Annotated in this window: 12 protein-coding genes; 5 read left to right on the forward strand and 7 right to left on the reverse strand. The window is 72.0% G+C overall.

All coding sequences use genetic code 11. The annotated features are described in order from the left end of the window. The first annotated feature begins 30 nt into the window (after positions 1-30). Entirely contained in the window at positions 31-1,428 is a 1,398-nt protein-coding gene (gene lpdA / locus H7694_RS09825) for a dihydrolipoyl dehydrogenase (RefSeq protein ID WP_193596346.1), read from the forward strand. 85 nt (positions 1,429-1,513) lie between these two features. Here the strand turns inward: lpdA and H7694_RS09830 are convergent, their stop codons facing one another. The 7 genes from H7694_RS09830 to H7694_RS09860 form a co-directional block, all read right to left on the reverse strand. Then, positions 1,514-2,620, reverse strand: coding sequence for an FAD-dependent oxidoreductase (locus tag H7694_RS09830; RefSeq protein WP_227468059.1), 1,107 nt, complete (start codon positions 2,618-2,620; stop codon positions 1,514-1,516). Further along, positions 2,607-3,368, reverse strand: a complete 762-nt coding sequence (locus tag H7694_RS09835) for a methyltransferase domain-containing protein (protein WP_193596348.1) — start codon at positions 3,366-3,368, stop codon at positions 2,607-2,609. Before H7694_RS09835 ends, H7694_RS09830 begins: the two co-directional genes overlap by 14 nt. Continuing rightward, positions 3,358-4,521: a type III polyketide synthase gene (locus H7694_RS09840; RefSeq protein WP_193596349.1), complete on the reverse strand. Its 1,164-nt coding sequence runs from the start codon at positions 4,519-4,521 to the stop codon at positions 3,358-3,360. The genes H7694_RS09835 and H7694_RS09840 overlap by 11 nt, the downstream gene beginning before the upstream one ends. Positions 4,522-4,638: 117 nt before the next feature. Further along, complete coding sequence (locus tag H7694_RS09845) at positions 4,639-5,271, reverse strand: CYTH domain-containing protein (protein ID WP_193596350.1); 633 nt, start codon at positions 5,269-5,271, stop codon at positions 4,639-4,641. 4 nt (positions 5,272-5,275) lie between these two features. After that, positions 5,276-5,506 (reverse strand): response regulator, encoded by a 231-nt coding sequence (locus tag H7694_RS09850; protein WP_193596351.1) that lies wholly within the window; start codon positions 5,504-5,506, stop codon positions 5,276-5,278. Positions 5,507-5,560: 54 nt separating this feature from the next. Next, complete coding sequence (locus H7694_RS09855) at positions 5,561-6,031, reverse strand: prepilin peptidase (protein WP_193596352.1); 471 nt, start codon at positions 6,029-6,031, stop codon at positions 5,561-5,563. Positions 6,032-6,082: 51 nt separating this feature from the next. Beyond that, positions 6,083-6,373 (reverse strand): DUF1905 domain-containing protein, encoded by a 291-nt coding sequence (locus H7694_RS09860; RefSeq protein WP_193596353.1) that lies wholly within the window; start codon positions 6,371-6,373, stop codon positions 6,083-6,085. A 103-nt stretch (positions 6,374-6,476) separates the two neighbouring features. Here H7694_RS09860 and H7694_RS09865 point away from each other — a divergent pair, with 103 nt between their 5' ends. The 4 genes from H7694_RS09865 to H7694_RS09880 all read left to right on the forward strand — a co-directional run bounded on the left by H7694_RS09865 (position 6,477) and on the right by H7694_RS09880 (position 14,136). After that, positions 6,477-7,232, forward strand: a complete 756-nt coding sequence (locus H7694_RS09865; protein ID WP_227468060.1) for a hypothetical protein — start codon at positions 6,477-6,479, stop codon at positions 7,230-7,232. After that, on the forward strand, positions 7,232-8,824 hold the full coding sequence (locus tag H7694_RS09870; RefSeq protein ID WP_193599164.1) for a DNA polymerase Y family protein: 1,593 nt from the start codon (positions 7,232-7,234) through the stop codon (positions 8,822-8,824). The genes H7694_RS09865 and H7694_RS09870 overlap by 1 nt, the downstream gene beginning before the upstream one ends. After that, a complete protein-coding gene (locus H7694_RS09875) occupies positions 8,824-12,339 on the forward strand; it encodes an error-prone DNA polymerase (protein ID WP_193596354.1) in 3,516 nt (1,171 codons plus the stop codon). Before H7694_RS09870 ends, H7694_RS09875 begins: the two co-directional genes overlap by 1 nt. A 129-nt stretch (positions 12,340-12,468) precedes the next feature. Then, complete coding sequence (locus H7694_RS09880) at positions 12,469-14,136, forward strand: GspE/PulE family protein (RefSeq protein WP_193596355.1); 1,668 nt, start codon at positions 12,469-12,471, stop codon at positions 14,134-14,136. Position 14,137: the final 1 nt, after the last annotated feature.

The following is a 14,137-nucleotide window of genomic DNA, read 5'->3' on the forward strand; positions in this document are numbered from 1 at the left end:
CGGGTGTGCGCAGACGATAGGCTTGACGACATGCCACACTACGATGTCGTCATCCTCGGCGCGGGCCCTGGCGGCTACGTCGCCGCCGTCCGCAGCGCGCAGCTCGGCCTGTCCACCGCGATCATCGAGGAGAAGTACTGGGGTGGTGTCTGCCTGAACGTGGGCTGCATCCCCTCCAAGGCTCTCCTGAAGAACGCCGAGCTGGCCCACACCCTCAAGCACAAGGCCGACTTCTTCGGCATCTCGGGTGAGTTCACGCTCGACTTCGGCAAGGCGTTCGACCGCTCGCGCGAGGTCGCGGACGGCCGCGTCAAGGGCATCCACTTCCTGATGAAGAAGAACAAGGTGACCGAGTACAACGGTCGCGGCACCTTCACCGGCCCGAAGGCGATCTCGGTCGCCAAGGCCGACGGCTCCACCGAAGAGGTGACCTTCGACAACGTCATCATCGCCACCGGTTCGAAGGTGCGCCTGCTCCCCGGCGTGCAGCTGAGCCAGAACGTCGTCACCTACGAGGAGCAGATCCTCACCCGTGAGCTGCCCGAGTCGATCGTCATCGTCGGCGCGGGCGCCATCGGCATGGAGTTCGCCTACGTGCTGTCGAACTACGGCGTGAAGGTGACCATCATCGAGTTCCTCGACCGCGCGCTCCCCAACGAGGACGCCGACGTGTCGAAAGAGATCACCAAGCAGTACAAGAACTACGGCATCGACATCCTCACCTCCACCAAGGTCGAGACGATCGTCGACAACGGCTCGTCGGTCACCGTGACCTACACCGGCAAGGACGGCAACCAGGCCTCGATCGACGCAGGCAAGGTGCTCATGTCGGTCGGCTTCGCCCCGAACATCGAGGGCTTCGGCCTGGACAAGACCGGCGTGAAGCTCACCGAGCGCGGCGCGATCGACATCGATGACCACATGCGCACCAACGTCGAGGGCATCTACGCGATCGGCGACGTGACCGCCAAGCTGCAGCTCGCCCACGTGGCCGAGGCGCAGGCCGTGGTCGCCGCCGAGACCATCGGCAAGGCCGAGACCATGACGCTGGGCGACTACCGCATGATGCCGCGTGCCACGTTCTGCTCGCCGCAGGTGGCCTCGTTCGGCCTCACCGAGCAGCAGGCCAAGGACGAGGGGCGCGAGATCAAGGTCGCGACCTTCCCGTTCATGGCCAACGGCAAGGCGCACGGCCTGGGCGAGCCGGTCGGCTTCGTCAAGCTCATCGCCGACGCCGAGCACCTCGAGCTCATCGGCGCGCACATGATCGGCCCCGACGTGTCGGAGCTGCTGCCCGAGCTGACGCTGGCTCAGAAGTGGGACCTCACCGCGCTCGAGCTGGCCCGCAACGTGCACACCCACCCGACGCTGTCGGAGGCGCTGCAAGAGGGCTTCCACGGCCTCGCAGGCCACATGATCAACTTCTGATCCGAGAGGTTCACGGCAGGGCCCGGTCCGCGAGGACCGGGCCCTGCGTCGTCTGCGTCGTCTTCAGTTGCCCAGGCCTGACGGCTCACAATCCGCCCATGGTGACCAGGCGCGCGGCGGCACCGCGCGCCGGCCGCGCTCCGAGCGAGCGGATCAGCGCCTCCCGCGCGACCTGCACGGGCGGGGAGGCGGGCGCGCCCATCGCCATGTAGAAGGCCGAGCGGCGCTGCGCGCGTGCCGCCCGGCGCGTCACGCGCCGGTGAAGGTCGCCGAGGTCGTCGTCGCCGCGCGCGAGGGCGTCCAGCAGCCGGGGTGCGAGCAGCACGGCATCCGACCAGCCGAGGTTCATGCCCTGCCCGCCGATCGGGCTGGTCTCGTGCGCGGCGTCGCCCAGCAGCACGACCCTCCCCCGCACGATGCGGTCGGCCCGGTGCTGCGACGCCGTGAATGACACGGGGGCGTCGCCGTCGGGGATGCGGATGGCGGTTCCCGTGCGCGCCAGGACGGTCTCGGTGAAAGACCGCGCCGTCACCGGCTCGCGATCGGTACGGCGGATGACCCAGCGGCGCCGGCCTCCGGGCAGCGGGAACGATTCGACCAGGCCCGTCGGCTCGCAGTGGATGCACGCGACGAGTGGGCCACCGTCGTCGGAGATGTCGATCATCGCGTAGTGCGCCGGGTGTCCGCGCCGTGTCCACCCGACCTCCTCGGCGGCCCGCAGGGCGCTGCGCACCCCGTCGGCGGCGATGAGGAAGGATGCCGGATGCTCGCCCCCGTCCGCGGTCACCGCCACCACGCCGTTCGCCGTGCGGCGGATGCCGGATACCGGGCCGCCCGTGCGGAGCTCACCGCCGAGTTCGTGCAGCCTGCCGCGCAGCAGCGCATCGGTGCGGGGCTGCGGCAGGGCGAGCACCGGCCGCGCGGCGCCGAACGGCACGGATGCCAGCATCCGCCCGCGCGCGTGCACCTCGCCGCGTTCGAGGGCGACGGCCTCTGCGCGCACGGCATCCTCGATCCCGGCCGCGCGCAGCGCCGCAAGGCCGGGCGGATGGATGCCGATGGCGCGGGTGCGCTCATCGGGGCCGGTGCGCGCCTCGCACAGGAGCACCTGCGCTCCCCCGCCGGCGAGCAGGCAGCCCAGCAGCAGGCCGACCGGCCCCGCCCCGGCGATGACCACGTCAGCCATGCGCATCGCCGTCCTCCCTCCGGGCGGAGCCGGTCCGCGGCGCCTCCGCCCGCCGGGCGGTCAGCAGCAGCCGGAACGGCATCCGGCTCTCGACGCGCCAGCCCTCGCCGGCCGCGGCCGCCAGCTCCCCCGCCGTGTACGCCCGACGGATGCTGGTGAGCCCGTCCGGCCGGATGAACGACCCCGCCAGCAGGGTGCGCGCGAATGGCCAGGTCGCGGCGGCGAAGAGCGCGTAGGCGGCACGGCTGCGGGCGATGTCGCTGTGCAGCACGACCCCGCCGGGCGCGGTCAGGCGCAGCGAGTCGTCCAGCACCGTGCGCAGCTCGCCGGAACTCAGGTGATGCAGCACGTGATTGGACAGCACCACGTCGAACACCGCCCCCTCGCGCACGAGGTCGGAGGTGGAGGCGCGCACCCACCGCACCGGCGACGACGCCTGCTGCGTCGACGCCCACCGGATCGCCCGCGCATCGACATCCAGCCCCGTGACCCGGGCATCGCAGCCATCGCGCTGCAGCCGTCGCGCCAGCGCCCGGGCGACGTCGCCGCCGCCGGTGCCGACGTCGAGCACGCGGAGCGTTCCGCGGCCCGCGAGCGGGCGGATCTCGCGCCGGTAGACGCCCCGCCACCCCGAGACGACGGCGTTGACCGCCGGGAACAGCGCGTAGGTGCGCTCCAGCATCCGCTCGTCGGCCGCCGGATCGTCCATCAGCTCGCGTGCGCGAGCCTCCCGCACGCTGAGATCAGGGCGCATCGGCGGTGTCGAGCACCGTCAGCAGTGCGCTCTCGGCGGTCAGCCCCGGCCCGAAGGCCATCGCGGCGACCCGGTCACCGGGGCGGGAATCGCCCTGCTCGAGGATGCTGCACAGCACGAACAGCACCGTCGCACTCGACATGTTCCCGAAGTCGCGCAGCACCTCACGGGCGGGCTGCAGCTGGTCGTCGCTGAGCCGCAGCCGCTCCTGCACCCGGTCGAGGATGCTGCGCCCGCCGGGGTGGATCGCCCAGTGCGCGACGGGTTCGCCGATGCGTTCCTCGTCGAAGGCCTCCGCGAGCTCGGGATCCGCCGACCACAGGGGGCGCAGCGCGGTCTGAATGGTCTCGCCGATGATCTGCGGCACCGCGGTCGACAGCACCATCTCGAATCCGCCGTCGCCGATGGTCCACGCCATGTCCTTCTCGCCCTGCGGGGCGAGGGCGGTGTGGAACCGGTCGAGGGAGTACGCCGGGGCCGGCGTCGCGAGAGACCGCGCGGTGACCAGCCCCGCGGCCGCGCCGTCGGAGAACAGCGACGAGGCGATGATCGAATCGGGCTCCTCCGAGGAGCGCAGATGCAGGGTGCACAGCTCGACGCTCGCCACCAGGACGACCGCGTCGGGGTCTGCCAGGCAGAACTGACGCGCGGCGCGCAGCGCCGGCATGGCCGCGTAGCACCCCATGAATCCCAGGTGGTAGCGCTGCGCCGAGTCGGGGATGCCGAGGGCGCGGACGATCTCGTAGTCGGGGCCTGGCGCATGGAAGCCCGTGCAGGAGACCGTGACGACGTGGGTCACATCCGCGGGGGTCAGATCGGGATCGGCATCCAGAGCGCGGCGGGCCGCCTCGACGAACAGCCGGTCGGCCTCGCGGATGTAGATCTCGTTGCGCGTCTTCGTGCCCGGCATCAGCAGTTCACCCGAGGCACGGTCGTGGAAGACCGGATCGTCGACCTCGACGGTCAGGTCGAGCTCGGTCAGCACGGTGTGCCGGGTCTGGACGCCCGCTCCGTCGAAGGAGGCCGTGACCAGCCGCTGGGCGAGGCGGCCCAGCCCCGGCTGGGCGGCGAAGACGTCCCGCACGGTCCGCTGCTCGAGGATGACGTCGGGTACGAGGGTCTGAAGGGAGCGGAGCTGCACGGTTCGGCTCATGCGCAGACTCAATCACGCCGAGTGCTCCGGCGGAAGGGGGGTTGCGCTTGCGGGCGGTCGTCAGGATGGCGGATGCTGCCGGCGCGACAGTTCAGAGCGGCAGATCAGGGCAGCGGCTCAGAGGCCGAGTGCGCGGGCGAGCTTCGAGCCCGACGACGGCGGGCGTCCTCCTGCGGCGAAGACGGCCTGCTCGACCGCCTCGAAGAAGGCGGCACGTCCGGTCTCGTCGGCGGGTGCCGCCGGGCCCAGCTCCATCTCCCACTCCCGCCAGACGCGTTCTGCACCCGAGCGCAGGTCGGTGGCGCGCACCCGGTCATCGACGAACTCGGCGAGCACGCCGTCCGCCGACTTCAGGAAGTACGCGGTGCGGGAGTTCTCGATGCGGGCGATCGGATGCAGCTCATCCGAGGTCCACTGCGCGAGGGTCTCGGCCACGGCATCCGGAATCCTGCCGTCTTCGTCGAGCGGCCAGCCGAGCTCGAGCCGGCCGTCGCCCTGCCGCGGCCCCTTGATGTGCCAGCCGGCGTCGGGCCCGCCGGTGCGGCGGCGCAGCGCGACGCCGTTGCGGGCCAGCGCGGCATCCGCGGTGTCGAGGTAGCGGGCGTCCAGTTCTCGCTGCTCGCCCTCGCTCACCGAGAGCACGCCGGGGACGCCGGTCAAGTCGGGCAGGGCGGTGTCGGCGTCGGCGTCGTACTTGCGCTCGATCTCGAAGGTGCGCTGCGGCTCACCGGTCTCGGGTGCGGTCGCCACGGACTCAGTCGTCGCGGTTCTGATCGGCGCTGGGCGAGATGTCGTCCTCGGACTCGAGGAACCGGAAGGCCACCTCGGTCGGGCCGTCGTGGTCGCCGGTGTTGGTCGCGTCGCCGTCGCGCCGGTAGGTCAGCTGGGTCTCGCTGTAGGGCAGGATCAGCGAGTCCTGATCGGCGCTGTCGAGCGGGATGATCTGCCCGTCGAGCGGGCCGCCGTGAAGTCGTGCGAGTGCCATGTGCTCACCATAGTCCTCCCCGGGGACGACGACGTGAGCGGATGCCGCCCGTCGTCATGTCGCCGCGATCGCGAGGGCGGCACCGAGGATCATCCAGGGGCCGAACGCGATGCGCGTCGACCGGTTCGCGCGGCGCATCAGCATCAGCACGATGGCGAACAGCGCCCCGAGCACGAAGGCCGCTGCCGCGCCGATCACCAGCGTCTGCCAGCCGTGCCAGGCGAGCACGAGACCGATCACGGCGGCGAGCTTGACGTCGCCGCCGCCCATCCCCTGACGGGAGGCGAGGTGCATGATCGCGTAGAAGGCGCCGAGCGCAAGGCCGCCCAGCAGCGCGCGCAGCATCCGCCCCGCATCCCCCGTCACCGCCGCCTCCGCGGCGACGAGCACGATGAGCGCGGCCAGCGTGGGCAGCACGATGCGGTTCGGCAGCCGGTGCGTGCGCGCGTCGATGACGATCAGCCACACTCCGACGCCCGCCAGCGCCAGGTGCGCGATGAGCACGGCGACGTCGTGAAGGGACATGCTCGCAGAGTAGGCCATGGCGGGCGGCCCCGCCGGGGCGCTGTGGACAACTCAGACGTCGAGGATGTCGAGGTCGACGGTGACGATGTCGCCCTCGGTGATCCCCTGCGCCTCGCGCACCTGCTTCTTCAGCGGCAGCACGAAGGCGGATCCGCTGAAGAAGATCGAGGTGGTCCAGGTGGTCAGCCCGATCCGCGCCTGCACGCGCAACGATCCGAATCCGCGTGGCGGGGCGGGCAACTCCCTGATCTCGAGCGAGAGCTCCTCGGGAAGCGTCGCGAAGAACCAGGACTCCACCCGGGCGTCCCAGCGGGTGACCTCGCTCTCGAACTCGATGCGCATGATCACAGAGTAACCTGATGGAGCCGCGCCGCCGATGTCGGATGTGCGAACTAGTCTTCGAAGTGGACTTGAATTATTCGAATCTTTCTTCGAGGATGGATGCATGGGGATCGGATCGATCGCGGCGCTCTCCCCCGCCGACGAGAAGGCCGGGGAGATCCTCCGGCTGCGCCGGGAGATCGGGCGGATGCAGCGTCGCCGCAGCGACGACGCGGTGCTGCCGATGCACACCGCCCTGCAGGGCCTGCTGCCCGAGGGCGGGCTGCAGACCGGCACGACGTACTCGGTCTCGCCGTCGCCGAGCCTGATCTTCGCGCTGATGAGCGCGGTGTCGCAGCGCGGCGGCTGGTGCGCTGCCGTGGGCATGCCCACGCTGGGCCTGGAGGCCGCGGCGTCATTCGGCATCGAGCTGTCGCGGCTGATCCTGGTCCCCTCGCCGGGCGAGAGATGGCTGGCGGTCGTCTCGGCGCTGGCCGAGGTGGTGCCGCTGATCGCGGTCAGCCCCGGCACGCGGGTGCGCGATGCGGATGCCGCCCGCCTGGCCGCACGACTGCGCGATCGCGGCTGCACGCTGCTGACCACCTCGCCGTGGCCGCAGAGCGAGGGGATGATCACCCTGCACGACCCGCACTGGGAGGGGCTCGGCGAGGGCTGGGGCCTGCTGTCGGATCGCACGGTCACGCTCACCGCGCAGACCCGCTCGACTCCCCGCCCGCAGAGCCTGCGTGTGCGGCTGCCGGGCGGTCTCGGCGGCGTCGAGGCCGCGCCCGCCCAGATGCCCGCACAGACTCCGGCATCGACGCAGAATCTGGCATCGACGCCGAACCTGGCGACGCACCCGCGCTGGGCGGTGGCGTGATGGACGCCGCGGCCACCCTGCGCATGCACGTGCTGTGGTTCCCGGACTGGCCGTTGCGCGCCGCGCTCGGGTCCGCCCCGCCGCATCCGCCCACCGCGCTCGTGCACGGCGGGGTCGTCACGGCCTGCACGGAGTCCGCGCGGGCGCTCGGGGTGCGCGTCGGGCAGCGCCGCCGGCTCGCGCAGGGCAGGGCGCCGTCGCTGCGGATGCTTCCACACGACCCCGCCCAGGACGAGCGTGCCTTCCTGCCGGTGCTGCGCCTGATCGAGGAGCACGCCCCGGGGGCGCACCTGCTGCGCCCGGGGCTGGCCGCGCTGCGCTCGCGCGGCATCTCGCGCTACCACGACGGCGAGGAGGGCGCGGCCGCGGCGCTGCGCCGGATCCTCGCCGAGGCCGGCTACCCTGAGGTCAGGATCGGCGTGGCCGACGGCATGTTCACCGCCGAGCTGGCCGCGCGCGCCGCCGCCGCCGCCGGCACGGACGCAGAGAATGCGGATGCCGCCGGCGACGGTCCCGCCGGATGGGCGGTGATCCCGCCCGGTCAGGCGCAGGCGTTCCTCGCCCCTCTCCCCCTGCAGGTGCTGAACGAACCCGAGCTGGCCGACCTGCTCAGACGCCTCGGCATCGCCACGCTGGGCGAGTTCGCCGCGCTCGACGCCCTCTCGGTGCGGAGCCGGTTCGGCGAGCACGGTGCACGGCTGCACGCCCTGGCCCGCGGCGCCGACTCCCGGCCGCTGACCCCGCGGCCGCCCGACCCGCAGCTGGCGAGGGAGATCGCGTTCGAGACGCCGCTCGGGCAGTCCGATCAGATCGCCTTCGCGGTGCGTCAGACGGCGGATGCCGTGATGCTCGCCCTCGCCGACGCCTCGGCGGTGTGCACCGAGGTGCGCATCGACCTCACCGACGACGACGGTGCGGTCTTCTCGCGCACCTGGCTGCATCCGACCTGCTTCGATGCCGGCGACCTCGTCGACCGGGTGCGCTGGCAGCTGGAGTCGCTCGTCACCGAGACCCCCGACGAGGCCGATGCCGCGCACGCCTTCCGCGGGATCGTCGGGGTGCGGATCGCCCCGGTCGCCGTCGACGACGCCGCCCACCACCAGCCCGGGCTGTTCGGCTCGGGCACCGACGAGCGCCTGCACCATGCCGTCTCGCGGGTGCAGACCATGCTCGGGCATCGCGGCGTCGCCACCGCATCCGTGGCAGGCGGGCGCCTGCTCGCCGACCGTCAGGTGCTCACGCCGTGGGGCGAGCGGCCGGTCGTCGAACGCGACCCCGCCCAGCCCTGGCCGGGGAGCCTGCCCGACCCGCTGCCCGCCGAGGTGTTCACGCCCCTGCGTCCGGTGCGGGTGAGCGGAACCGGGGGGCAGGAGATCGCGATCGGGGCGCGCGGCGAGCTGTCGTGCCCGCCGGCCCTCATCGACGACAGCGAGGTGATCGGCTGGGCGGGCCCCTGGCCGGTGCGCGAGCACCGGTGGGATGCCGAGCGCAGCCGCACCGGGCACCGCTTCCAGCTGCTCGACGCCAGGCACCGGGCCTGGCTGGTGCTGCACTCCGAGGGCGCCTGGTGGGCGGAGGGGCGGTACCGCTGATGGGCTGGCACAACCCGAAGCTGACCTGGTCCGAGCTGGAGCGCACGCTGAACGCCCCGGCGAATCCAGCACCGACGGATCCAGCCCTGACGGATCCGGCGCCGACGGATCCAGCGCCGGTATCCGCCGAGCCGCCGGAGCGCCGTACCGATCCCGGACCGCTGAGCAGGCACCGGCCCCCGGCATCCCGTCCCGCCGTCACCCGGCCCGCGGATGCCGTGCCCTACGCCGAGCTGCACGCACACAGCTCGTACTCCTTCCTCGACGGGGCCTCCTCCCCCGAAGAGCTGCTGGCAGAGGCCGAGGCGCTGGGACTGTCCGCACTGGCGATCACCGACCACGACGGCTTCTACGGCGCCGCGCGCTTCGCCGAGGCCGCCGAGTTCACCTCGGTGCGCACCGTGTTCGGCGCCGAGCTCTCGCTGGGCGAGGAGCCGGCCGAGGGGCTCCTGTCCGCAGGTGGCGGCAGCCGCGCTCCGGGCCCCGCCCGCTCACCGGGGCGCACGGGCATGCCCGATCCGCTGGGCGATCATCTGCTCGTGCTGGCGAACGGGGTCGAGGGGTATCACCGCCTGTCCGGGGCTATCACCCGCGCCCAGCTGCGCGGCGGCGAGAAGGGGCGTCCGCTCTACGATCTGGACGATCTCGTCGCCAGCGCCGGAGGCCACTGGACGATCCTGACCGGATGCCGCAAGGGCGGCGTGCGCCGGGGCCTGGACCGGGGCGACGCCGAGACCCCGCTGCGCCGGCTGATCGACCTGTTCGGGCACGACCGGGTGGCCGTGGAGCTCATCGATCAGGGTGATCCGCTCGACAGTCGCCGCAACGACGCCCTCGCCGAGCTGGCGGCGCAGCTGGGACTGCCCGTCGTCGCCACCGGCAACGTGCACTACGCCGCCCCCGAGCGGGCGGGTCTGGCCGAGGCCATCGCCGCGGTGCGCGCCACACGCAGCATGGACGACCTCGACGGCTGGCTGCCCGCGCACGGCGGCGCGCACCTGCGCAGCGGCGCCGAGATGACCGAGCGCTTCCGCCGCTACCCCGGCGCCATCGCCACCGGACTGCGCCTGGCGGAGGAGTGCGCCTTCCCGCTGCGGCGGGCGAAGCCCGCCCTGCCCCGGCAGGAGGTGCCCGAGGGTGAGACGCCGATGAGCCACCTGCGCACCCTGGTGTGGCGTGCGGTGCCCGCCAAGTACCCGCGGCTCGACGATGAGGGCCGGCGGCGCATCGAGCGGGAGCTGGATGTCATCGAGGAGAAGGACTTCCCCGGCTACTTCCTCATCGTGCACGGCATCGTCGAAGAGGCCAGGCGCCGCGGCATCCTGTGCCAGGGACGCGGATCGGCTGCGGCGAGCGCGGTCTGCTACCTGCTGGGGATCACCGCGGTCGACCCGATCCTGTACCGACTGCCGTTCGAGCGGTTCCTCGCCACCACGCGCAATGAAGAGCCCGACATCGATGTGGACTTCGACTCCAGCAGGCGTGAGGAGATCATCCAGTGGGTGTACCGCACCTACGGCCGCGAGCGCGCCGCGCAGGTGGCGAATGTGATCCAGTACCGTCCGAAGAACGCGGTGCGCGACATGGCGCGGGCGCTCGGGCACGCCCCCGGCCAGCAGGACGCCTGGTCGAAGCAGGTCGACGGGTGGAGCGCCGGGATCGAGGCTCCGGAGGGCAACGACATCCCCGCCGATGTGCTCGCCTATGCCGGCGAGCTGCTGAAGGCGCCGCGGCACCTGGGCATCCACTCCGGCGGGATGGTGCTCACCGCCCAGCCGGTGGGCGAGGTGGTGCCGGTGGAGCATGCCCGCATGGAGAACCGCACGGTCATCCAGTGGGACAAGGATGACGCGGCCTGGATGGGGCTGGTGAAGTTCGATCTGCTGGGGCTCGGGATGCTGTCGGCCCTGCGGCACAGCTTCGACATGATCGCCGAGGCCACCGGTGAGGTGTGGACCCTGGACGGCATCCCGAAGGAGGAGCAGGCGGTCTACGACATGCTCTGCCGTGCCGACTCGATCGGCGTGTTCCAGGTGGAGTCCCGCGCGCAGATGGGGCTGCTGCCGCGTCTGCAGCCGCGACGCTTCTACGAGCTGGCGATCCAGATCGCGCTGATCCGGCCCGGGCCCATCCAGGGCGGTGCGGTGCATCCGTTCGTGCGACGCAAGCTCGGTCAGGATGCCGTGACCTACGCGCACCCCGCCCTGGAGGATGTGCTGGGCCGCACCCTGGGCATCCCGGTGTTCCAGGAGCAGCTGATCCAGATGGCGACGGTGCTGGGCAACTGCACGGCCGACGAGGCCGACCTGCTGCGCCGGGCGATGGGCTCCAAGCGCGGGCTGGAGCGGATCGACCGGATCCGCGACTCGCTGTACGAGGGGATGCGCGAGAAGGGGATCAGCGACGAGACGGCCGACCGCATCTACGAGCAGATCCAGGCGTTCTCGAACTTCGGCTTCGCCGAGTCGCATTCGCTGTCGTTCGCGCTGCTCGTCTACGCCAGCTCCTGGGTGAAGCTGCACTATCCGGCGGCGTTCCTGGCCGGGCTGCTGCGCTCGCAGCCGATGGGGTTCTACTCGGCGGCATCCCTCACCGCCGACGCCCGCCATCACGGGGTGCGGGTGCTGCGCCCCGACCTGCACGCCTCGGGGGCCCTGGACGGGCTGGAGCTGCTGCCAGGGGACGACGGCCCTGCCGCGCAGCTCGGCCCCACCGGCCTGGACTCCTGCCTCGCCGTCCCGCAGCCCCCGATCGGCCCCTTCGACCGGACCGCGCCGGACGAGTCGGCGGCGCACCGCCGCGACGGCCGGTTCGCCGTGCGCCTGGGGCTCAGCGGTGTCCGCGGCATCGGCACGGCGCTGGCCGAGCGGATCGTGGCCGCCCGGGAGGAGCACGGGCCGTTCCGGGATCTGCACGATCTCGTGCGGCGCACGGATGCCACGGCGGCCCAGCTGGAGGCCCTCGCCACGGCCGGGGCGTTCGAGTGCCTCGGGCTGAGCAGGCGCGAGGGGATCTGGCTGGCCGGCGCCGCAGCCGAGGATCGGGCGCGCTTCCTGCCCGGCACCGCCATGGCCGTGCAGCCGCCGCTGTTCTCCGACCAGACCAGCTTCGAGCGTCTGACCGCCGATCTGTGGGCCACCGGCGTCTCGACCGACGACCATCCCCTGGCGCACTTCCGTGCGGCGCTGCAGGAGCGGGGCGTGCTGACCTCCGACCGGCTGCGCGATCACGAGGAGGGGCGGCGCATCGAGGTCGCCGGGCTCGTCACGCACCGGCAGCGGCCCGCCACGGCCAGCGGCATCACCTTCCTCAACCTCGAGGACGAGCACGGGCTGGTGAACGTGGTGTGCTCCACGGGGGTGTGGAACCGCTACCGCCGCGTCGCACGCGACTCCCCCGCCCTCATCGTCCGCGGGATGCTGGAGCGCTCGGCGGAGGGCGTCGCCAACGTGATCGCCGACGGCTTCGAAGACCTGCGCGTGGGCGTCGCGCACCGCTCCCGCGACTTCCGCTGACCGCATCCCCGGCATCAGCCACCGCGCCCCACCCGTGCCGGCCACCGTGTCGACGACTCGTGTCAACCACCCCGGCGCGCGCGGTCGCCGCCGGTAGGATCGACCCACGCAACCACAGGAGGTAGCGCAATGCGAGGACTCCCCCAGACCCTGGTCGTGACCGGCGCCCTGCGCGCCGACCAGCTCTCCCCCGCCCTCGACGTCTACGGCGACACCCCCGAACTGCAGCGGCATCTGGTCGAATCCGGCGTGCTGTCGGAGGCCCGCCTGGCCCAGGCCGTCGCCGCCCACACCGGCCGCCGGTACTACGACCTGAACGACGTCGCCCTCGACCCCGACGTCATCTCACTGGTGCCGGGGGCGCTCTGCCGCCGGTACAGCCTGCTGCCGCTCGAGAAGGTGCGCAGCCACCTGATCGTCGCGATGGTCGATCCTACCGACATCATCGCCCTCGACGACATCTCCAGCATGACCGACCTGCGCGTCGAGCCCGTCGTCGTGGCCGCCGACGCGCTGCAGCAGGCCTTCGACCGCTACCTGCGCTCGGATGACGAGCTCAACGACCTCTCCGAGCAGATCGGCGCGTCGCTGACCACCTCCGGGGTCGCGTTCACCGCGAACCTCGAGGAGCAGGATGCCGACGCGCCGGTCGTCCGCTTCGTGAACCTGCTGATCGCACAGGCCATCAGCGACCGCGCCAGCGACATCCACATCGAGCCCGGCGAGCACCAGCTGACCGTCCGGTTCCGCATCGACGGCGTGCTGCACGAGATGCAGCGCGCCGACCGCAGCATCCAGGACGGCATCATCTCCCGCCTGAAGATCATGTCGTCCATCGACATCGCCGAGCGGCGCCGCCCCCAGGACGGACGGCTGTCGGTGCAGCACGAGGGCAGGCAGATCGACCTACGCGTCGCGACCCTGCCGACTGTGTGGGGCGAGAAGATCGTGATGCGCATCCTCGACACCTCGGGTCAGGCGATGGCCATGAGCGACCTGATGTTCTCGCCGATCAACGACAAGCGCTTCCGCGAGGCGATCTCCCGCCCGCACGGCATGGTGCTCGTCACCGGCCCGACCGGTTCCGGCAAGTCGACCACCCTGTACACCGCGCTGCAGGAGGTCGCCGACCCGCGCGTGAACGTCATCACCGTCGAGGACCCGGTGGAGTACCGGATGGCCGGCATCAACCAGGTGCAGGTCAACCAGCGCGCCGGTCTCACCTTCCAGTCGGCGCTGCGGTCGATCCTGCGCTCCGACCCCGACGTCGTGCTGGTCGGCGAGATCCGCGACGCGGAGACGGCGAACATCTCCATCGAGGCCTCGCTCACCGGGCACCTGGTGCTCTCGACACTGCACACCAACGATGCACCGAGCGCGCTGACCCGGCTCACCGAGATGGGTTCCGAGCCGTTCCTGGTGGCGACCGCCCTCACCGCGGTCGTCGCGCAGCGCCTCGCCCGCCGGCTGTGCACGCGCTGCCGCGAGCCGCTCGCCGAGCCGCCCGAGGTGCTCGTCTCGCTCGGCTTCCCCACCGACCGCTTCGACGCCTCGGGGCTGCACCGGGCAGTCGGCTGCACGATCTGCTCGGGCACCGGCTATCGCGGCCGGCTCGCGCTGCACGAGGTGATGACGCTGACCGAGGAGATCGAGCAGCTGCTGGTCACGCATGCCACGGGCACCGAGATCCGCCAGGCGGCGCTCGATCAGGGCATGGTGGCGCTGCGCGACGACGGCTGGCGCAAGGCCGCGCAGGGCCTCACCACGATCGAAGAGGTGCTGCGCGTGTCGGTGTGAG

The organism is Microbacterium sp. YJN-G (assembly GCF_015040615.1).
In the GTDB taxonomy this organism is placed as follows: Bacteria; Actinomycetota; Actinomycetes; order Actinomycetales; family Microbacteriaceae; genus Microbacterium.